The organism is Rhodoferax sediminis (assembly GCF_006970865.1).
Lineage (GTDB): Bacteria > Pseudomonadota > Gammaproteobacteria > Burkholderiales > Burkholderiaceae_C > Rhodoferax_A > Rhodoferax_A sediminis.
Genome location: NZ_CP035503.1, coordinates 1,607,984 through 1,628,583, shown reverse-complemented (window position 1 = coordinate 1,628,583; position 20,600 = coordinate 1,607,984). Strand labels below are relative to the sequence as shown.

At 64.9% G+C, this 20,600-nt stretch carries 18 protein-coding genes; 8 read left to right on the top strand and 10 right to left on the bottom strand.

The genetic code is table 11. The annotated features are described in order from the left end of the window. Positions 1–2: 2 nt before the first annotated feature. From EUB48_RS07815 to cysS, 5 genes are read right to left on the bottom strand one after another with little or no spacing between them, the layout of a single operon-like run. Positions 3–1,289, bottom strand: coding sequence for an aspartate kinase (locus tag EUB48_RS07815; protein WP_142818371.1), 1,287 nt, complete (start codon positions 1,287–1,289; stop codon positions 3–5). Positions 1,290–1,311: 22 nt separating this feature from the next. Next, on the bottom strand, positions 1,312–2,262 hold the full coding sequence (tilS, locus tag EUB48_RS07810; RefSeq protein WP_142818370.1) for a tRNA lysidine(34) synthetase TilS: 951 nt from the start codon (positions 2,260–2,262) through the stop codon (positions 1,312–1,314). A gap of 23 nt (positions 2,263–2,285) precedes the next feature. After that, positions 2,286–3,263 carry an acetyl-CoA carboxylase carboxyltransferase subunit alpha gene (locus EUB48_RS07805; RefSeq protein ID WP_142818369.1) on the bottom strand — a complete coding sequence of 326 codons (978 nt, stop codon included), beginning with the start codon at positions 3,261–3,263 and terminating at the stop codon, positions 2,286–2,288. Between the two features lie 51 nt (positions 3,264–3,314). Next, positions 3,315–3,977, bottom strand: a complete 663-nt coding sequence (locus EUB48_RS07800; RefSeq protein ID WP_142818368.1) for a DNA-3-methyladenine glycosylase family protein — start codon at positions 3,975–3,977, stop codon at positions 3,315–3,317. A gap of 45 nt (positions 3,978–4,022) precedes the next feature. After that, positions 4,023–5,411 carry a cysteine--tRNA ligase gene (gene cysS / locus EUB48_RS07795; RefSeq protein ID WP_142818367.1) on the bottom strand — a complete coding sequence of 463 codons (1,389 nt, stop codon included), beginning with the start codon at positions 5,409–5,411 and terminating at the stop codon, positions 4,023–4,025. 174 nt (positions 5,412–5,585) lie between these two features. On the opposite strand from cysS, the gene EUB48_RS07790 reads away from it, so the two are divergent. From EUB48_RS07790 to EUB48_RS07760, 7 genes are all read left to right on the top strand, one after another. Beyond that, the gene (locus tag EUB48_RS07790) at positions 5,586–6,221 is read left to right on the top strand and encodes a tetratricopeptide repeat protein (protein WP_142818366.1); all 636 of its coding nucleotides are present in this window, start codon (positions 5,586–5,588) and stop codon (positions 6,219–6,221) included. A gap of 12 nt (positions 6,222–6,233) precedes the next feature. After that, a complete protein-coding gene (locus EUB48_RS07785) occupies positions 6,234–6,845 on the top strand; it encodes a peptidylprolyl isomerase (protein ID WP_142818365.1) in 612 nt (203 codons plus the stop codon). Positions 6,846–6,848: 3 nt separating this feature from the next. Next, positions 6,849–7,355: a peptidylprolyl isomerase gene (locus tag EUB48_RS07780; RefSeq protein WP_142818364.1), complete on the top strand. Its 507-nt coding sequence runs from the start codon at positions 6,849–6,851 to the stop codon at positions 7,353–7,355. Between the two features lie 4 nt (positions 7,356–7,359). After that, on the top strand, positions 7,360–8,169 hold the full coding sequence (locus EUB48_RS07775; protein WP_142818363.1) for a UDP-2,3-diacylglucosamine diphosphatase: 810 nt from the start codon (positions 7,360–7,362) through the stop codon (positions 8,167–8,169). A gap of 7 nt (positions 8,170–8,176) precedes the next feature. Further along, positions 8,177–8,980 (top strand): M90 family metallopeptidase, encoded by an 804-nt coding sequence (locus tag EUB48_RS07770; protein WP_142818362.1) that lies wholly within the window; start codon positions 8,177–8,179, stop codon positions 8,978–8,980. A 369-nt stretch (positions 8,981–9,349) separates the two neighbouring features. Then, positions 9,350–9,526: a DUF433 domain-containing protein gene (locus EUB48_RS07765; RefSeq protein WP_210411707.1), complete on the top strand. Its 177-nt coding sequence runs from the start codon at positions 9,350–9,352 to the stop codon at positions 9,524–9,526. Between the two features lie 373 nt (positions 9,527–9,899). Continuing rightward, positions 9,900–10,106 (top strand): DUF433 domain-containing protein, encoded by a 207-nt coding sequence (locus tag EUB48_RS07760; RefSeq protein WP_142818360.1) that lies wholly within the window; start codon positions 9,900–9,902, stop codon positions 10,104–10,106. A 40-nt stretch (positions 10,107–10,146) separates the two neighbouring features. Here EUB48_RS07760 and EUB48_RS07755 read toward each other — a convergent pair whose 3' ends face one another. The 5 genes from EUB48_RS07755 to EUB48_RS07735 all read right to left on the bottom strand — a co-directional run bounded on the left by EUB48_RS07755 (position 10,147) and on the right by EUB48_RS07735 (position 18,914). Further along, positions 10,147–13,023, bottom strand: coding sequence for a DUF349 domain-containing protein (locus EUB48_RS07755; RefSeq protein ID WP_142818359.1), 2,877 nt, complete (start codon positions 13,021–13,023; stop codon positions 10,147–10,149). A 147-nt stretch (positions 13,024–13,170) separates the two neighbouring features. Then, entirely contained in the window at positions 13,171–13,737 is a 567-nt protein-coding gene (locus tag EUB48_RS07750; protein WP_142818358.1) for a YceI family protein, read from the bottom strand. 3 nt (positions 13,738–13,740) lie between these two features. Beyond that, complete coding sequence (locus EUB48_RS07745; protein WP_142818357.1) at positions 13,741–14,289, bottom strand: YceI family protein; 549 nt, start codon at positions 14,287–14,289, stop codon at positions 13,741–13,743. Further along, positions 14,286–14,831, bottom strand: a complete 546-nt coding sequence (locus EUB48_RS07740) for a cytochrome b (protein WP_274595966.1) — start codon at positions 14,829–14,831, stop codon at positions 14,286–14,288. The genes EUB48_RS07745 and EUB48_RS07740 overlap by 4 nt, the downstream gene beginning before the upstream one ends. 162 nt (positions 14,832–14,993) lie before the next feature. After that, the gene (locus tag EUB48_RS07735; protein WP_142818356.1) at positions 14,994–18,914 is read right to left on the bottom strand and encodes a DUF748 domain-containing protein; all 3,921 of its coding nucleotides are present in this window, start codon (positions 18,912–18,914) and stop codon (positions 14,994–14,996) included. Positions 18,915–19,749: 835 nt separating this feature from the next. On the opposite strand from EUB48_RS07735, the gene EUB48_RS07730 reads away from it, so the two are divergent. Further along, positions 19,750–20,574 carry a lytic transglycosylase domain-containing protein gene (locus tag EUB48_RS07730; RefSeq protein ID WP_142818355.1) on the top strand — a complete coding sequence of 275 codons (825 nt, stop codon included), beginning with the start codon at positions 19,750–19,752 and terminating at the stop codon, positions 20,572–20,574. Positions 20,575–20,600 lie beyond the last annotated feature (26 nt).

Here is a 20,600-nt window from a genome sequence, read left to right as displayed (position 1 = left end):
TCTCATGATTGGGCGGATTTTCCGTCGCCGGGCTGATCCAGATCGAAGGTCTTGTGCAGCGCGCGCACGGCCAGCTCCATGTACTTCTCGTCGATCACCACCGAGGTCTTGATCTCGGAGGTGGAAATCATCTGGATGTTGATGCCTTCCTCGGACAGGCAGCGAAACATCTGGCTGGCGATGCCGACGTGGCTGCGCATGCCGATACCGACGATGGAGACCTTGCAGATCTTGGGGTCGCCCTTGATTTCCTGCGCGCCCAAGCCGGGCAGCACCTTGTCCTTGAGCAGGTCGACGGCCCTGGCGAATTCGCTGCGATTCACCGTGAAGCTGAAGTCGGTCTTGCCGTCCTTGCTGATGTTCTGGATGATGACGTCAACCTCGATGTTGGCGTCGGCCACGGCGCCCAGGATCTGGTAGGCGATGCCGGGTTTGTCGGGAACGCCGAGCACGGATATTTTGGCCTCTTCGCGGCTGAACGCGATGCCGGACACGATGGCTTGTTCCATTTGTTCGTCTTCCTCAAAGGTGATCAGGGTGCCGGACTTGGCCTCCTCGTTGATATCGATGTCCCACGGAGTGAAACTGGAGAGCACGCGCAGCGGCACCCTGTACTTGCCGGCAAACTCCACCGAGCGGATCTGCAGCACCTTGGAGCCCAGGCTGGCCATTTCCAGCATTTCCTCGAAGCTCACGGTCTGCAGGCGGCGCGCCTCGGGCACCACGCGCGGGTCGGTGGTGTAGACGCCATCCACGTCGGTAAAGATCAGGCATTCGTCGGCCTTCATGGCGGCGGCCACGGCCACGGCCGAAGTGTCGCTGCCACCCCGGCCCAGTGTGGTGATGTGGCCCTGATCGTCGATGCCCTGGAAGCCGGTCACGATGACCACCCTGCCCGCATCCAGGTCGGCGCGCACGCGCGCGTCGTCGATGGATTCGATGCGCGCCTTGGTATAGGCGCTGTCGGTGCGGATCGGCACCTGCCAGCCGGCGTAGCTGACCGACTCCATGCCCTCGGTCTGCAGGGCAATGGCCAGCAGCGCGCTGGAGGCCTGCTCGCCGGTGGCGGCCAGCATGTCGAGTTCGCGGCTGTAGGCGCCGGTGGGCTTGGCCGGCGCCAATTCTTTTGCCAGCCCGAGCAGGCGATTCGTCTCGCCGCTCATGGCGCTGGGTACCACCACCATCTGGTGGCCTGCGCGCGCCCATTTGGCCACGCGTTTGGCTACATTGCGGATGCGCTCAGTCGAGCCCATCGACGTGCCGCCGTATTTGTGAACGATCAATGCCATTGGAATTTTTTCAGAGCAAAACCTAGGGATTGTACCAATCGAGGCCCGCTCCTTTGCGCTGCACAAATCCGGTCCCCACCTTGATGCGGATCTGATGCCCGCGCGTAGTGCAGGCCGCGATCTGGTCCAGCAATTCGTGCAGCTGCGCGCTGCTGGCCGTGGCGTTGTAGGTAGTTTTGAGCCAGTGCCGCAGCACGTTGGCCTGGCGCGCGCGCGACAGCGTTTGAAGCGCGCGAATGGCCGGCGGATTACCCACCTCGATCAAGTCCTGTGCCGCCACCTCCTGCAGCAGCGCCTGCGCCTGCGCCGCATGCGCCGCGCTGCGCGCAAAGGTCTCGCGGAACTGCGGGAAGGCCGCGTCGAGCGCGGGCAGCAACCGCGCGCGGATGCGGTTGCGCGTGAATTGCTCGTTGGCGTTGCTCGGGTCATCAATGAAGGCGACGCCACGCTCGCGCAGCCAGGCGCGAATCTCCGGGGCAGGCACGCCCAGCAGCGGGCGGTGGTAGGTGATGCCGTCGCGGTCCCAGCGCGCGGGCATCGCACTCAGGCCCGGCAGGCCCGCGCCGCGCGTGAGCGCCAGCAGCAGCGTCTCGACCTGGTCGTCGGCGTGCTGCGCAATTGCTATGTTAGTAATAGCATACTGCGCCCACTCCTCAAGGGCTACAGCCCTGAAAGCCTCATAACGTGCAGTGCGCGCGGCGTCTTCCGGACTTTGCCCTGGCGCATGACGCGCGTGCACGCGCCGCACCACCAGCGGCACCCCGAGTCGTGCGCAAAACGCGATGCAGTGCTGCTCGAATTCATCCGCCGCCGCCTGCAGACCATGGTGAATATGCAGCGCCCTCACCTGCCCCGGCCACTTCTCGGCGCAGGCCAGCAGCAACGCGGTGGAGTCGGCCCCGCCGCTGTAGGCCACACCCAGCGGCAGGCCGGGCGAGAAGGCCCGCATGGCGTCCAGCAGCCGGGTGTTCATGACTTGCTCATGAACGGCAGTGGCTATTTGCTGTCGGCTTTGGTGTCGGTGTAGCGGCCATAGCTTTGCAGCCGGTCGTAGCGCCGGTCCAGCAATTCCTTGACCTTGAGGTCGCTCACCTGGCGGAAGGCATCGCCCAGGGCGCGCCTCAGAAACGCGGCCATCTGCTTGGGGTCGCGGTGCGCCCCGCCCACGGGCTCGTTGACGATTTTGTCGATCAGCCCCAGCGCCTTGAGCCGGTGTGCCGTGATGCCCAGCGCATCGGCCGCCACCTGCGCCTGGCTGGAGTTTTTCCAGAGGATGGAGGCGCAGCCCTCGGGGCTGATCACCGAATAAATCGAGTACTGCAGCATCACCACCTGGTCGCCCACCGAGATCGCCAGCGCGCCGCCGGAGCCGCCCTCGCCGATGATAGTGGTGATGATCGGCACCTCGAGTTGGGCCATCTCGAAGATGTTGCGGCCGATGGCCTCCGACTGGCCGCGCTCTTCGGCGTCGATGCCGGGAAAGGCGCCGGGCGTGTCGACAAAGGTGAACACCGGCAGCTTGAACTTCTCGGCCGTCTTCATCAGGCGCAGCGCCTTGCGGTACCCCTCGGGCTTGCTCATGCCGAAGTTGCGCAGCCCGCGCTCCTTCGTGTCGCGCCCCTTTTGCTGGCCCAGCACCATGCAGGCCGTGCCGTTGAAACGCGCCAGGCCGCCGACGATGGACAGGTCATCCGAGAAGTGCCGGTCGCCATGCAGCTCGATGAAATCCGTGAAGATCTCGCGCACATAGTCCAGCGTGTAGGGCCGCTCGGGGTGACGCGCGATTTTCGTAATCTGCCAGGGCGTCAGGTCCGAGTAGATGTCTTTCGTGAGTTGCTGGCTCTTTTTGCTCAGCTGGTCGATCTCTTCCGAGATATCGACGGCCGACTCGGTCTGCACGTAGCGCAGCTCTTCAATTTTGGTCTCCAACTCGGCAATCGGGTGCTCGAAGTCGAGGAATGTTTTTTTGCCCAACGATGGTTCTCCTTGTTTTCCGCTCAACGTGGAGTTTTACTATTCGGCCGCCTAATATTCAATGGGCAGCGGGTCGAGCGAGCGCCAAATATACCAAGTCGCCACGCTGCAGTATGGCGCCCAGGCGGCGGCCACCTCGCGCACGTCGCTGCGGCTGACCGATTCACCCGAGAAATAATTCTTGCTGATGCCATTGATCAGGCCTATATCGTCCAGCGGCAGGATGTTCGGGCGCATCAAGTGGAAGATCAGGAACATCTCGGCGGTCCAGCGGCCAATGCCGCGGATGGCGACCAGCTCGGCAATGACGGCTTCGTCCTCCCAGTCTTCCCAGGCGCCGGCATGCACGGTGCCCGAATCGAAGTGCAGCGCCAGGTCCACCAGGTACTCCACCTTGCGCGCGCTCAGGCCCGCCGCGCGCATGTCGTCCACCTTGAGCTTGAGCACGTTGCCCGGCGTCATCTTGCGCGGCAGTTTGGCGAAGCGCTCCCACACGGTTTGCGCGGCTTTCACCGAAATCTGCTGGCCCACGATGGAGCGCGCCAGCGTGATGAAGGCCTCACCGCGCGACTGCAGGCGGGCGTCGCCAAATTGCGGGATCAGCCGCTTCATGACCCGGTCTTTTTTGGTGAGGTGCTTGCAGGCGTCTTCCCAGTATTCGGGCATGAGTAGTTCCGCGGACGCCACGGTTGCTATCTTTTTAGAAGCAGGCATCGCAGCACCTTCCTGGGCTACAGGGCCAAAACATGTTCAATCGCATCACTGAGCGGCCTCCCACGTGGTGCCGGTGGGGGAATCCTTGAGCACGATGCCCTGCGCCAGCAAATCGCTGCGGATGCGGTCGGCCTCGGCAAAGTTTCTTGCGACCTTGGCGGCAGCGCGCGCCTCGATCAACGCCTGGATGGCGGTGCCGTCCAGCCCTGCCCCGGCCCCAGCGCCAGCCTGCAAAAACAGGCTCGGCTCGCCCTGCAGCAAACCGATGCAGCCGCCCAGCGCCTTGAGCAAGCTGGCCAATTCGGCCGATTTGGTTTTGTTGACCTCGGTGGCCAGCTCGAACAGCACGGCCACGGCCTCGGGCGTGCCGAAGTCCTCGTCCATCGCGGCCTTGAAGCGCGCCGCGAACGGACTCGCCCAGTTCACGGCCCCCGCCGCCGGGCGCACCAGATCGAGCGCCGTGTACAGGCGCTTGAGCGCGCCGCGTGCATCGTCCAGGTGCGCATCGCTGTAATTGAGCGCACTGCGGTAATGCGCGCGCAGGATGAAAAAGCGCACCGTCTCGGCGTCGTACTTCGCGAGGATTTCGCGGATCGTGAAAAAGTTGCCCAGGCTCTTGGACATCTTCTCGTTGTCGCGGGTCACGAAGCCGTTGTGCATCCACACGCTGGCCAGCGGCTGGCCGGTCGCGCCTTCGCTCTGGGCGATTTCGTTTTCGTGGTGCGGAAACTGCAGGTCGGCGCCGCCGCCATGGATGTCGAAACTCGCCCCCAGCAGCGCACAGCCCATGGCCGAGCATTCGATGTGCCAGCCCGGGCGGCCCACGCCGTAGGCGCTGGGCCATTTGGCGTCGTCCGGTTCGGATGCCTTGGCGCTTTTCCACAGCACAAAATCCAGCGGATCTTCCTTGCCATCGAGCACGGTCACGCGCTCGCCGGCGCGCAGCTCGTCGAGCGACTTGCCCGAGAGCTTGCCGTAGCCGGCGAACTTGCGCACCGCGTAATTGACATCGCCATTGGGCGAGCGATAGGCCAGGGCTTTTTGCTCCAGCGTGGCGATCATCGCAAGCATCTGCGGCACATAGTTGGTCGCGCGCGGCTCGTGCGTCGGGCGCTCGATGCCGAGTGCATCGGCGTCCTGGTGCAGTGCGTCCACCATGCGGTCGGTCAGCGAGCGGATGGTCTCGCCGTTCTCCAGCGCGCGCCGGATGATCTTGTCGTCGATGTCGGTCACGTTGCGCACGTAGGTGACGGCCAGGCCGCTGGCCTTCAGCCAGCGCTGCACCACGTCGAACGCCACCATGGAGCGCGCGTGGCCCAGGTGGCACAGGTCGTACACGGTCATGCCGCACACATACATGCGCACATGGCCGGGCTCCAGCGGTACAAATTCCTCCAAGGCACGCGATAGCGTGTTGTAAATGCGCAGACTCATGAGATCTCGGACGGGTCAGGAAACAGCAACAGAATTTCGCTCTGGTGTTTCGGGCCGGGTGGTGGTTTTGTTCGGCAAGGTCCTGAGGGCGTGAGAGCGAACCCCTCAGATACAATCCTGCGCAGTATATAGCCCCGGTTTGGGCTCGTCACTGCACACTGCCACAGAGGCTTCATGAAGCATATCCCCCGCGCGTTGTCACAGGTTTTGCGCCTTGTCGTCCTGGCGACAATCCTGGGCGCACCAAGCGCCCACGCCGACGACTATGCCGACGTGAACCAGTTGGCGCGCTCGGGCAAACAGACCGAAGCGCTGGCCAAGGCCGATGCGTACCTGGCCACCAACCCGCGCGATCCGCAGATGCGTTTCATCAAGGGCGTGATCCTGACCGATGCGGGCAAGACGGACGACGCCGTCGCCACCTTCACCAAGCTCACGCAGGACTACCCTGAGCTGCCCGAGCCCTACAACAACCTCGCGGTGCTGTATGCCGCCCAGAGCCAGTTCGACAAGGCGCGGGCCGCGCTGGAGATGGCCGTGCGCACCAACCCCAGCTATGCCGTCGCGTATGAAAATCTGGGCGACGTGTACGCGCGGCTGGCGGCCCAGTCCTACGCCAAGGCAGTGCAGCTCGATGCCAGCACCAGCGCCAGCGTCACCCCCAAGCTGACGCTGATCCGCAGCATGTTTTCAAGCGCCGCCAAGGGGCAGAAATCGGCAGCGGCAACCCCGGCGGCAGCGGCCTCGGCACCAGTCGCCGCGGCCTCCGCACCAGCGGCGGCAAAAACCAGCCCCAGCAAAAAACCCTGAAGGAGTGATTGAATGAAATTTTCCGGATTTCCGGTGGCGCGGCGCGCCCTGATGGCGGCAGCGGTTGTCGGTCTGCTGGCAAGCCAGGCCTTGGTCCCGGCACGGGCCGGGGACGCGCCCAGGGTCAAATTCGCCACCAGCGCGGGCGACTTCGTGGTCGAGGTCTATCCCGACAAGGCGCCCAAGACGGTCGCCAACTTTTTGCAGTACGTCAAAGACAAGCACTACGACGGCACGATCTTTCACCGCGTGATCAACAACTTCATGATCCAGGGCGGTGGCTACGACGCCAAGTACGCGGAAAAGCCGACGCGCGCGCCGGTCGTACACGAAGGGCGTGAAGCACTGGCCAGGGGCGGCCCGCGCAACGTGATCGGCACGCTGGCCATGGCGCGCACCAACGACCCCAATTCCGCAACCGCGCAGTTCTTCATCAACGTGCGGGACAATGCGTTTCTGGACCCCTCCGCACAGTCGTATGGCTATACCGTGTTCGGCAAGGTCGTGAGCGGCATGGACGTGATCGACAAGATCAAGGCCACGCCGACCGGCCCCGGCGGCCCGTTCCCCAGTGACGTGCCCAGGACCCCCGTTCTTATCAACTCTGCAACCCTGGTGAAATAAATCATGAGCAACCCCCAAGTCGAACTGCACATCGCCAACTACGGCGTCATCACCCTTGAACTCGATCAGGACAAAGCGCCCAACACGGTCGCGAATTTCCTCGACTATGTGAACAAGGGCCACTACAACAACACGGTGTTTCACCGCGTGATTCCCGGCTTCATGGTGCAAGGCGGCGGTTTCGAGCCCGGCATGAAGGAAAAGAAGAGTGGCACGCCGATCGACAACGAGGCCAACAACGGTCTGAAGAACGACAAGTACACCGTGGCCATGGCACGCACCAATGCGCCGCACTCGGCCACGGCCCAGTTCTTCATCAACGTGGCCGACAACGCCTTCCTGAACCACACCGCGCCCAGCGCGCAGGGTTGGGGCTATGCCGTGTTCGGCAAGGTCGTGGCGGGCACCGAGGTGGTGGACAGAATCAAGGCCGTGCAGACCGGCCGCAAGGGTTTCCACGACGACGTGCCCAACGACGACGTGGTGATCGAGAAGGCCGTCGCGCTGTAATCGAATGGCCCCGACCGTGCCCGCGTTTGTGGAGCTTGCCTCTCCCTTTGATTGGCGCACGGTCGATTTCATCTCCGACCTGCATTTGCAGGCGGCGGACTCCGCGACCTCCGCGGCGTGGCAGCAGTACATGCAAAGCACCGCCGCCAGCGCGGTGTTCATCCTGGGCGATCTGTTCGAAGTGTGGGTCGGCGACGATGCGGCTCTGAATGCTCCGGCCAATCCCGGCGAGGCACCCGGTTTTGAAGCGCTCTGCGCCGATGTGCTGCGCGAGGCCACGCAGCGCCTGCGCGTGTTCTTCATGCACGGCAACCGGGACTTTCTGGTCGGCACGCAGTTCCTCGACGCCTGCCATGTCACCCTGCTCGCCGACCCCACCGTGCTGGCGTTTGCAGGGCAGCGCTGGCTGCTCACACACGGCGACGCGCTGTGCCTGGACGACCTCGACTACATGGCGTTTCGCCGGCAAGTGCGCGGTACCGATTGGCAGCGCGACTTTTTGGCGAAACCGCTGCTTGAGCGCCGCGCCATCGCACGCGCGATACGCGACCAAAGTGAGGCGCGCAAACGCTCCGGCGTGAGTTATGGCGACGTCGATACGCCCGCCGCGCGCCAGTGGCTGCAGGCCGCGCAGGCCGCCGCCCTGATCCACGGCCACACCCACAAGCCGGCTGACCACGACCTGGGCGCGGGCCTGGCGCGCGTGGTGCTGAGCGACTGGGACCTGGTAGCGACACCACCGCGCGCCGAAGTGCTGCGTCTGACGGCAACAGGCCCCTTTGCCGGCCGGCTGCAGCGCGTGGCGCTGGCCTGAGCGCCACATGTGGGCCTGGCTGCGCAGACGCGCGCGCACCATTCCCGAGGCGCTGTGGCAGCGCACCCTGGACCGCTATCCATTTCTGGCCAGCCTCACCGAGCCCGAGCGCGCCCACCTGCGCCGCCTGAGCAGCCGCTTCCTGGCCCAGAAGGAATTTCACGGCACCGAGCGCCTGCACATCAGCGACGAGATCGCGCTCGCCATCGCGGCGCAGGCCTGCCTGCCGGTGCTGCACCTGGACCAGCGCGGCCGGGCCCTGGCCTGGTACAGCGACTTTGTCGGCATCGTGGTTCACCGGCGCGAGGTGCTCGCGCAGCGCGAGACCATGGACCACGACGGCGTGGTGCACCGCTACAGCGAGGTGCTGGCCGGCGAGGCCATGCACAAGGGCCCGGTGATGCTGAACTGGCGCGACGTGGCCCACGCCGGTGCCTCGGCCGCGCACGGCTACAACGTGGTGATCCATGAGTTTATCCACAAGATGGACATGCAAAGCGGCCGGGCGGACGGCTGCCCGCCGCTGCCCGCGGGTTTCATGGGCACGCGCAGCGCCGGCACCGCGCAGCGCCTGTGGCTGGCCACATTGCAGCCGGCGTACCAGGCCTTTCGCGAGCAGGTCATCATGGCCGAACGCTTTGGCGGCGAGCCGCCTTGGCTCAACGCCTATGGCGCCACCTCTCTCGTCGAATTCTTCGCGGTCACCTGCGAAGCCTACTTTGTCAACCGCGCCCGGTTCGAGCTGGAGTTGCCCGCGCTGGTGCCACTGTACGACGCTTTTTTCAACCGTAACGGGCCGCTGCCCTCCTGAATCCAGATCAATAAAAGAGTAACAATTCGTTTTTCTCCGGGGACTTTTCAGTGGCCAGCCGCCGCCATTCGGCACTGGCAGACGGTCCCAGATATTCCAGTCCAAATCAAGCCTTGGCCCAATCAGGCCGGGCGCGAGTGGCTATCAAATCCATAGTCACCCTGCCAGTTGGACCGCCACGCCCGCCGACAGGAATGCGCCCGAAAGTGTTCAACCGATCAAGAAAGTCACCCGAAATGGTGCGCTGCAAGCTGTACCGACCGTCGCGCGCCGGAGTTGCGTGAAAACCGGTGCCCCCCTAGGATCACGTTCCGTTCATCAGTCCGGGAGGGTTGCTTCATGATCAGTTCAGCCGTTCACCTTCACTCCGTGCTATTCACGGCGGTACCGTGCTTTGTGGGCACTCAAATTCCCATCAAGACGCTGTTTGATTACATCGTCAAGGGCGAGACGCTGGAAGAGTATCTGGAACAGTATCCGTCTGTTCCCCCCACGCTCGCCGCCAAGGTGCTCGAAGACAGCCGCAAGTGGCTGCTGACCCAATAGGGAACCGACTGGAGCGGCTCGCCCGGATGCAGCCCGTTAAAGGGGTAATAGTTTGTTTGCATGACTTCTGGTCATGTGCATATTCCATTGCCGCCATAACTCGATTTTCATGGGCAGATGCTGCGCTGCTGTTTCAGACAAAACCAGGCGCAAGCCCATGAAAAATCAGTGTATCATGCTATCAAACAAATAGCATCCGCGCGATCGCGCAGGCCGGGCAGGTTCGTCTGGCGACACGGTTGGCGCGGCGCCAATTCTGGATGCCGAAGAGATAAAAACTACTCGCGACAATCTCATTGCCGAACGAGTTGAATTGCACCGGGTGCCGACCTAGTATGCAAGCCCTTTCACCAGAATCCTGGAGGATTCCTTCATGATGAGTTCAGCCATTCGCGTGCAACCCGTTCCGTTCGGTGTCGTGCCCTGCTTCGCCGGCACGCAAGTCCCCGTCAAGTCGATGTTTGATTACCTGGAGGCCGGCGAGACCCTGGACGAGTATCTGGAACAGTACCCTTCCGTCACACACACTCTCGCCATCAAGGTCCTCGAAGACAGCCGCAAGTCGCTGTTGACCAACTAACGTATTTGTCGGCTTGGCCGCCTGTGGCGAACAGGTCGGCTTAGCGCTTGAGCAGCACCTTGAGGACGTTTTGCACGCGGCGCGCATGGCCGGCGTCGAATGCACTGGCCAGTACGCGTGCCGTGTCCTGACCCCAGGTTTGCGCGGGGGGCGGGTCGTTGCGCCGGGTCAGCAATTGCAGCTGCAACATGCGCCGCGCGCTGATGTGTTCGGCGGGCGTCGGCACTTCGGCAGCTATCTCCAACCGCAGCAAGGCCTCGGACGCATCGCCGTCGGGCGCACCGGCTATCGCCTGTGCCCAGTGGCCACGCCCTGCGGCCGTGACGCGTGAGCCCAGTTCCTGCACGCTGGGCACCTGACTTGCATCGCGCTTTTCCCAGGCGGTGAGCAGTTGGGTCAGCGCCTCACCGTGGGCCTGCGCGGCGAGCTTCTTGAGGGTGAACTCGGCGCGCTCCAGCGCTTCGCGCTGGGCCCGGAAGGCCGCGTCGCCCAACCTCGGGCCACGCTCTTCATAGGCCGGGCGATCGCCAAAGCGGCCACCGCGTGGGTCGCCGCGCCCATCACCGCGTGCGTCGGGGCGCGGGCCGCGATCGTCGCGGCGCGGCTCGAACTTGTTGTCCCCCGGGCGCGCAGCGCCGCGCGGCGCATCGCGGCGATCACCAAACTTGCCACCCCGGCCCGCCTGCGCAGGTTCGGACTTTTTCATGCCCGGGCGGTCGTCGCCACGCATCGCAACAACGGGCTTGGGCGCGGGTTTGGCAGGTACTGCTGGCGCGGCGGGTACGGCATCCAAGGGCTCCGCGGGCGCGGCCGTGTCACCGGCAGTATCTGCGGCCCTGGATTCGTCGGCCGCTGCGCCGGGCGCATCGGGTGCGTCTGGTGTTGCAGGTGCAACGGCCTCAACAGCGGCAGGGTTTACCGGCTCCGCTACTGTTTCCGTAGCGTCTGGTGCAGGCTCTGTCTTGGCCACAGGCCTATTTTGTTCCCGATCGGTGGCAGCGGCCACCACGGCGGCGGCCTGCGCCTGGCCGCGCAGCGCGGCGTCCAGCGCGCTCATGGCGGCACGGATTTTGCCGGCGTCGCCAGTGGCGTTGGCGGCCTCCAGCGCCTTGGCCGCATCCAGCACGATGCGATCGCGCTCGCTCAACGATGCCGCCGCCTTTTCGCGCTCCTCGGTCTTGCGGTTGAAGGCGTCATCGATCGGTTTGCGGAAGGCATCCCACAGCTTTTGCTCGAACTTGCGCTCCAGTGGCACGCTTTGGGCCTCCAACTGCCAGCGCTGCTGCAGAGCCTTGACGGCGTCGATGCGCAGCACCGGCGCGGCTCCCAGCACCACGGCCTCTTCGATCAGGGCGTGGCGGCGTTCCACGCTGCTCTTTTGCGCGGCCTCGAACGGTGCGGCAGCGCCGTGAATGGCTTCTTTCCACTGCGGCTGCAGCTCGGCGAAGGTCTTTTCGCCCAGATGCCCGGCCTCGCGCCAGCGGTCGCCAAACTGGTGCAGCGAGCGGCTGAAGGCCTTCCAGTCGGTGAGGCCCGCGTTGGCCACGCCCCAGGCCTTGACCTCTTCGATCAGTGCCAGGCGCTGCAACCGGTGCTCGGCGGCCTCGGCCTTGACCTTGTCGAGCCAGGCTTCCACTACCTTGTGGGCTTCGTTGCAGGCCTCGTCGAAGCGCTTCCACAGCGCGTGGTTGGGCGCACCGCCCTGGTCGGTCTGCTTCCATTGCTCGCGCATCTGGCGAAGCAGGTCCTGCATCTTGCGCCCGCCCAGCGCATGCTCGGCGGGGCGCTTGAGCAGGCCCTCGGCCTTGATCACCAGTTCCTCGCGCAGCTGGTCGGCGCGCCAGCGCTGCCAGCCCTCCATTTCGCCGGCCGCGGCCAGTGCGGCGTGGGCCTGGTTCTCGAGCGCGGCGTCGATCAGCTTGCCGTGTTCCTTGAGCGCATTGCGCAGCGCGCTGGCCGCGCCAGCACTGGCCTTGCCGTGGCCTTCGCCCACCTCTTGCTCCAATTTCGATAGCGCCTCACGCACGGCCTGCGCTGCCCTGGCACGCATTTCGTTGTGAACTGCCGGATCCAGCGCGGGTTTCTGCGCTTGCACGGGCGCTTCCACCGGCACGCCGCGTTCGGCGCGCAGTTCGTTGGCCCACACCAGCACGGGCGGCAGCGCTGCGCCGGCATCGTCGGCCGCGGCCACGGCCTGCGCCAGCGCGGCCGCAAAGGCATCCCAGACCACCAGCAGCTGGGCCTTGGAGGCGTCGAGTTGCGGCGGGAACCTGGCGTCCACGCTGGACCAGTTGGCATCGGCGGCAAGCTCCTGCGCCTGCGCCTGCCAGTGCTGCACGTCAGCATGCAGCACCTCCAGCACAGCCTGCGCGTCGCGCCACGGCTTGGTCGACAGCACCTCGATGCGCTGCGCCAGCAGCACGGCGGCTTCGCGCTGCACCTGCACGCGGTGCTGCAGGTCCTCGATCACCTTGACGCGCTCGGCCAGTTGTACCTTGACCGACGCCAGCGGCTCTTTGGACAGCGGCGCGCCGGCCTTGGCGGCGTCGCGCTGCCAGGCCATGGCGTCGGCAATATTCAGCTTGGACAGCGCCAGCAGGGCCTGGCCCTTGCCGGCCCACTCGGCCGCCAGGATTTCCTGGCCCTTGGCACGCTTGAGCTCGTCGAGCTTTTCCTTGAGCGGCTTGGCGGCGCCCTTGTCGCGCGTGCCCAGTTCCTTGAACACTTCCTGCATCTGCTCGGGGCTCGGGTTGCGCGTCAGCCATTCACGGATGCGCGCCGCGCGCTCGCCCGAAGTGGCGGCGGAGAACGCACCGCCGGTGAGGGCATCCAGCGGGTGCGGGTCGTGGGATTTGGTGGAAGTAGGGGTCACGGCGGGCGCTTCGGAGGATGGGTTGCGATTGGAAAAGCTGAACATAAATGATCTGTCGGTGATTGTGCAAGTGGCGGCGGACAACCGCTCCGACTCCCCGTTCGGCGCGGTTGCGCCGGCGGCGGTCAACCCCCTATTTTCACCGGGATTTGCATTGCGGCGAGCCGGCTGGCCCAACGGGCGCAAATCCTGTCAATGCTGGATCGCCTCGATCGACACATAAAGGGTGATGTTGTTGGTGATCAGCGGCACATATTTGCCCAGGTTGAAGTCGCTGCGCCTGATGTTGGCGCTGGCATTGAGGCCGCAGGCCATCCGGTGGTATTCGGGATGCATCATGCATTTGTAATGGGTCACGCTCAGGGTCACGGGGCGCGTGATGCCCTTGATGGTCAGATCGCCCTCGACGGCCGTCACATTGTCGAGCTTGCCGAACGTGAAATGTGTCGACTGGAAAGTGATGAGCGGATATTTGCCGGCGTCGAAAAACGCATCGCTGAGCAGTATCCGGTTGAAAAAGTGCGAGCCCGTGCTGATCGAATTGACATCGATGCGCGCCTGCACGCTGCCGGTCTGGTCCTGCAGGTTCAGGCTGACCGTGGCATCGACCTTGTCGAAGCGGTCGCGCTGGATGCTGTAGCCCAGGTGGTCGAACTCGAACCACGCAAAGGTGTGATTCGGGTCGGACTCGTAGACATCGGCGGCCAGCGCGGTGGCGACGCACAGACTGCACAGCAAAGCAAAGAGCAGCTTTTTCATGGCTTACGGCTCCAGCACCAGGTGAAATTGCACCGTCACCTCGTTGGCGACCACGCCCACGTCGCCCCAGACGCCCCCGCCCACGCCGAAGTCCAACCGCTTGAGCACGAAGGCGCCGTCCAGCACGGCTTGCCCGGCCCCGCTGGGCTTGAGCGTGGCGTCGACCGCCAGCGGCCGGCTGACGCCCTTGAGACTCAAGATGCCGCTGACCTGGAACCGGCCGGCGCCCAGCGGCTGGATCTGGCGCATTTCGAACTGCGCTTCGGGGTGGCGCTTGACATCGAACCACTGCGCGCCCGGGACCTCCTCGTTGGCTTCGCGGTTGCCCGTGTCGATGCTGGACAGGGCGATACGCAACTGGCCGCGGGCCGTGGCCGGCGCCTGCGGGTCGAAGGCCATGTCCGCATCGAAGGTGTGGAACACACCGTCAACCGGCACGCCCATCTGCTTCGAGGTAAAGCGGATCTGACTGTGCGCGACGTCCACGCGCCGGTACTCGGCGGCCTGTGCACCGACGCCCACCAGTAGCAACGCGAGGAGGAAGACTTTCATTCGGCAGCCCCCGTGAGCCGGAACATGCGGACCAGCACGCCATCCCGGTCGATGAAATGGTGCTTGAGCGCGGCCGCCACATGCAGGATGACGGCTCCGAGCAGCGCGTAGTTAAGGATGCGGTGCAGCGCCAGCAGCAGCCGGCCCAGCGCTTCATTTTTGGCCAGCAGATCGGGCAGCGGCCACAGGCCCAGGTAGACCGTTGTCACCCCTTGGGCCGAACTCATGAGCCAGCCCGAAATGGGAATGACGGCCATCAGCACATACAGCAGCAGATGGCCGGCGTGCGCCGCGGTCTGCTCCCACGCGGCCATGCCCGCGGGCAACGGCGGCGGTGCATGCTTGATGCGCCACAGGATGCGCAGCAGAAGCAGCCCCCAGACGCTGACACCGATCCACTTGTGATACGAGAAGAGCCGCAACTTGAGCGGGCTCAGCGGCAAGTCGGCCATCGACAGTCCCAGACAAAAACCGGTCACGATGAGCAGCGCCATGACGCCATGCAGGACGATGGCAGTGCGGGTGTAGCGAGGTCGCGGCAAGCTTGCTCTCCAACGACGCCAGGTGATGCCCTGCGCGCTTTTTTGATTGTGAGCCTGCCGCGCGAGAGGTGCAAGCCGGGCCTGCTCCATCCGCGCTGATACACGCCGATACATGCCGACCGCCCCCTGCACGGCGTTGAATGCGGTGCGGCCCCGCGGCGCCTATCGGGTCGCCAGGTTCAGATCGGCGTGCGGGCTCCACTTGGCGCCCGGCTTACTCTCGGTCGCGGGCTGGTCGGCCGCCGCCTTGGGCGCGCCCAGGAACAGCTGCTGCGCCGGCACCTGCCTCAAAGCCAGATACTCCTTCACCGCCTCGCCCCGCGCCAGCGCCAGTTGGCGCATCGCGTCTTCGGTCACGGGGATATTGGCCATCAGCAGCGACTCCATCTCGGCCTGCGGAAGATCCTTGGCCATGCCGATCAGGTTGCGCGGCTTGGGCAGGTCGGCGTGCTTGTAGACCTGCTTCAGCAGGGCCGGGTATTCCGCATCACCGACCGTGGTGGCCGGGGCAGCGGCCCCCGCAGCAGCGGATGCAGCGGCAGCCGGCGCCGGGACTGCGCTAGCTCCAATCGTCGTCTCGCGGCGCTTTTCGGCGCGCACCATGGCGTTCAGGCGTTCGCGCCGGTAGCCCTCCATCTCGGCATCCAGGCTGGCGGTGCCGACCACGGTCATCTTGAGTGCGGGGCGCTCGGCCAGCGCCTTGGCCACCTTGTCCAGGCTTTGCCGGGCGTCCGGCGTCAGCACCGCGCTGCCGGGCGCGAAGGCCACCGTGCTGAGTTCGTCACCGCCGCCGCCAAACGCATTCGCGAGCAGGCTGAACGGCGCGGTCACGGCCTTGACGATGATGTTGATGATGGCCTTGAAGATGATGGGCCCGAGGCTGAACTGCGGGTCGTTGAGCGAGCCGCTGATCGGCAGGTCCAGATTGATCACGCCATTGCGGTCGGCCAGCAGCGCCACCGCGAGCTTGACCGGCAGGCTGGTGGGTGCGCCCTTGACCTCGTCGCCAAAGCTCAGCTGGTTCAGCACCAGGTTGTTCTTGGCGGTGAGCTGGCCGTTGGGCAGCACCACGTAGTTCACGTCCAGGCTCATCTTGCCGCGCTCGATGCCGTGGCCCGCGTACTTGATGGCGTACGGCGACAGCGGCGGCAGTTCGAGGTCGCGCACCTTGCCGGTGATGTCCAGCGCCAGCGGCTTGGCCAGCGGATTGAGTTTGCCGGTGATCTCCAGCGAGGCCGTGCCCTCGGCCTTGCCGCGCAGTTCCAGATCCGCCATGGTGGGCGCGCTGGCCGGCGCGACGCTGGAGAACGCGCTGAGCTTGCCGGTGAGCTCGGTCAGGTCGGCCGAGTAGTTGGGTTTGATGAAGTGGTCGGAGAACAGCACCTTGCCATTGACCAGGCTGATCGGGCCGATATTGACAATGGGCGCCAGCGCACCACCCGCAGCGGGCGCAGGCGACACAGCGGGCGCGGGCTTGATCGGGGCTGCACCAGAAGCCGGTGCGGCGGCCGCGACCGGCTGCGCCGACGACTTCACCAGGTCCTGCAGGTTGATGCGCCCGTTCGGGTTGATGATCACGCGCGCATAGAAGTCGCTGAGCGCGGTCTGGCGCACATTGACCCGGGTGGCAGTACCCGGCTTCATGGTCAGGTCGAGGCCGCGCACACTCAGGGCCTTCCACTGCAGCAGCGGCTCGCTGACGGGTTGCAGGCTGCCGGCCGCCGCCATAGTGGTGGCTTTGGGCACAGCCCCTGCGGTGGCGGGCGACGTCGCGGCGACAGCCGCCACGCCCGGCGGCAACACGCTGTTGGCGCGAAAGTCCTCCAGCGCAGAGTCGCCCGTGACTTTGACCACCGGGCCGGCCTTGCTCTCGAGGTAGTGCACCTGCCCCTTGAAGCTGGTGTCGGCGCGCAACAGTCGGATGTTCAGCGCATCGCCAAAGTAAGGCTCGAGCGCGTGCAGCGGCAGGCGCACCGCCTGCACCTGGCCTTGCGCCGACAAGGGGTTCAAGCCCAGATCGCCGTGGTAATCCAGCCGGCCGGGCTCCGTGCGTCCCGCCCCGATGCGCGCCGAGGCTGTGAGGGGTGAGGGTTTTTGGCTGTCCAGCGCAAAGTCCTTCAGCTGGATCGTGAGCTTTGATACTTCGAAGGCCACCGGCCGCGGCATGGCGGCGTCCCGGTACGATACGGCGCCACCCTCGATCGCTACATCATTGATAGCAATCTGCCAAGTCCTGGCGGGGGCTACAGGTCGTTTTGATGCAGATCCCCGGGGAGCCCCCGAGGCGGCCGGCTTTTTCAGCCAGCGCTCGAACATCCAGCGTTTGTCGGCGCCGCGCTCCACGCTGGCGTGGGGATCGGTGAGCGCCAGCTTGCCCACGCTCACCGTCTGTTTGTCCAGATCGATCCGTGCGTCGGCCACCTCGATCTGCTTGATGCTGGGCAGCGCCGCGTTGCGCGGATTCGGGGCCCTGGGCTGGCTCACGGCCTTGCCATCGGTGAGCGCCAGATTCTCCAGCGTGAGCTGTTTCACGCCGAGCAGCAAACCGGTCGCCTGTGCGCCCGCCGCGGGCGCCTTCCAGTCCGCGTTCAGCTGGGCCGTCAACTGGCCGTTCAGCCCGGGTTCGATGAAGGACGCGAGGTACGGCGCGGCCAGGCTCAGCGGCAGGGCCTTCAGGTTGGCCGCCACGCTGACCATGCGGTCCGTGGCCGCGCCGCCAAAGCTCAGGCTGGCAGCCTGCGGCGACGGGCTCGCCGGCGCCGCCGCAGCCGATGCAGTGGGGGAGCCAGTCACCGAAGCCAGCACCGCCGAACCACTGAACTGCAGCGGCTTCGCAAACGGCAGCGCGATGGCAGCCGCGTCGAACACCAGCTCGCGCAGGGCCAGCTGCGCATGGGGAGCGGTGGTCTCGTCGGTCCATGCCACCGTCCCGCCGCGCACGGCAACCTTGTCAACTTGGATTTTCCACGCATTGGTTTGGGCTTCTTTTGTGGCTGCAGCCCCTGTGGTATCTTCGCCTTTAGCTCCTCTTTCCGTAGCAACCGGTGCGGTGGAGGCGGCCGCCGGCGTGGCTGCGAGGTCCACATTGAACCGCCCTGCCGCATCGCGCCGCACCGCCACATTCGGGCCGGTCAGTTCAATCGACGAGATGTTGGCGCGCTGTGCCAGCGGCTGCACGTCCGCGAGCGTGAGCTTGAGCGCGTCGAACGACAGCAGGTCACGCGTTTTGGCGTCGGTCAGCTTCACATGGCTGGCTTGGACCGTGCCTCTAAGCTTGACCGACGTGGTGGACGTCTGCTCGAATGCCACGCGCAGGTCGGTGTCGATCACGCCCGTCTGCAGCCGCACCGGCAGACTGGCCGGGATATAGCCCAGATAGGGCGCGAGGTCGAACCCGGCAAGCTTGATGGTGGCATCAAGCTTGTGGGTCTGGGCGAACGGCGTACCCTCGGCGGCCGAATCGAAACGGCTGCCGTTGAGCGTGAAGGCCAGCCTTGGCTGGACCACCACACCGCGCTTGGAATCCAGGTTGCTCAAGAACGGCACGCTCAGCGTCAAATCGCGCAACTGATGGGTTTTGCCGACCGACTTGTCGGTGAAGTCCACGGAGCCGCCATCGAGCGCCAGGTTGTACAGCGCGAAGTGCAGCGGTTTGCCGGGCGGCTTACCGGACGGCTGGCTCAGCCGGGCCAGGATGTCGTCAATGTCGTAGTGCCCCTCCGAGAGGCGGGTCAGTTTGAGGCTCGGCGCATCGACTGTGACGGCATCGACCACCGGCGCCAGCCGCAGGATCGACTGCAACTCACCATCTATATAGAGACGCTGGACGTGCAGCTGCTGCCCGGCCCCATCGGCGGTGGCCACAGCCAGGTCGGTGACCGTAAGTTCCAGCGTCCAGGGCTTGAAATCGACCGCGCCGATGGTGACCTTGCGCCCCAACTGCTCGCTGGCTATTTTCTGGGCCTGGCTCTTGAGGATGGGCGGCACCGCCAGCCAGCAGATGCCCCACAGCAGCACCACGCCTGCGGCCGTCCAAGCCACACGCCGCGCCCACTTGTTGCTGTTGATGGATTGCAGGTTCATGCCCCGAGTTTATTCAACGCATTAGGCCGAGGCAAAAATGAGAAAGCCCGGAGGATCTGCCTGCAGCAGATCCAACCGGGCCTGACGGCAGCCAAAAGGCCAGTGCCGTCTCGGTTCGCAGGTGGGAGATTGAAGTCCCGCACTGCGTAGGAAGCAATGGATTGCTTCCATAATAAGCCGGGGCTGCTTCGTCAGCCCACCTTTCAGCGGGGACTGGCTCCTACCGGCGATTGCCCAATTGCTCAGGCCTTGTTACCTTAGTCATCGCCTGGCGAAATTGCAAATCGGATTTTCAATGAGCGGGGAGCGCGCGATTGGAAGATTTTCAAAAAATTGTGGCCCGCCATGATGGGCCGCAACCAAAGGCCGCCCCGCCGCGGCCCGTACCTCCCCCGCCTGACCCGGCCGCGTCAAGAAGCATTCAGCCAGCGCGCCCGCCAGCGGGCCTGAAAAGCGGATGGACAGCTATCGTTTGAGGAGCATGCGCCAACCGGGCGGGCGAGCGCGAGGCGGATCTGCCGGGCCACCCAGGCCCCCGATTCAGCCTTGTTTTGCATCAAAACTGTACGTATATACATGCTCTATAGATCTAAATTTGAGCAATCACCCTAGCTTTTATGCTTGACCAAGTATTTAAGGTGAACCTAGAATTCGGAATTCTTGGGAATATCTAGGGATAACCCGTAATCGCTGCCGACCCCGGCTAAGTCGATCCACCGCCATAGTCTCGATGACTCCGCGTGAATCCGATGGCGTACCAATCCAAACGAGGAGCCCTGCTTGTCGTGCTGCACTCCAGCATGGCGCCGCAGCCCCCGCGTAGAAAGGAAGAGCTATGACAGCGCTAACACAGTCAGCCAAAGGCCTGCGAGTCTTCGCATCCGATGTGGCTGACGGTTTTTTTGAAATCACCCACAACGGCCTGGCCCTCCTGGGCGTGGCCCTGGTGTTCTTCGTGATCACCCTGGCGGCACGACCCGACCTGCGCCAGGTCGGCGAAGAGAAACTCACCGGCTGGCTGCAATCACGTCAGATCGTCTCGGCCGACATCGAGGTCGAACCCGACGCGGTGGATCGGGCTACCGCCACCGACCCGAAAGACCTGCCCAAGCAGCAGGCTGCGGTGGCCTATTGGCTGAGCAAAAAATACCATGTCGCGCCCGAACCCGTGAGCGCGCTGGTGGCGGAGGCGTATCAAATCGGCGCCCGTACCAAGCTCGACCCGACGCTGATTCTGGCCGTGATGGCGATTGAGTCGGGCTTCAACCCGTTTGCCCAGAGTGCGGTGGGCGCGCAGGGGCTGATGCAGGTCATGACCAAGGTGCACTCCGACAAATACGAGGGCTTTGGCGGCATGCTGGCCGCCTTCGACCCGGTGACCAACCTGCGCGTCGGCGTGAAGGTCCTGCAGGATTGCATCGCGCGCGCGGGCTCGGTGCAGGCCGGGCTGAAATACTATGTGGGCGCCGCCAACATCCAGGACGATGGCGGCTACGCCGGCAAAGTGATGGCCGAACGGGCCAGGTTGTACAAGGTGGCGACGGGCCACTCCATTCCCGTTGAGCGCGCCCCGGCGGCAACGCCCAAGCTGGTAGCGGGCGGGGACGAAAAAGTCGCGATGCTGTCGCCATCCCATTCAACCGGCGCCCCGGGCAACTGACGCGCGGACACCATGCCAGTCAGCTA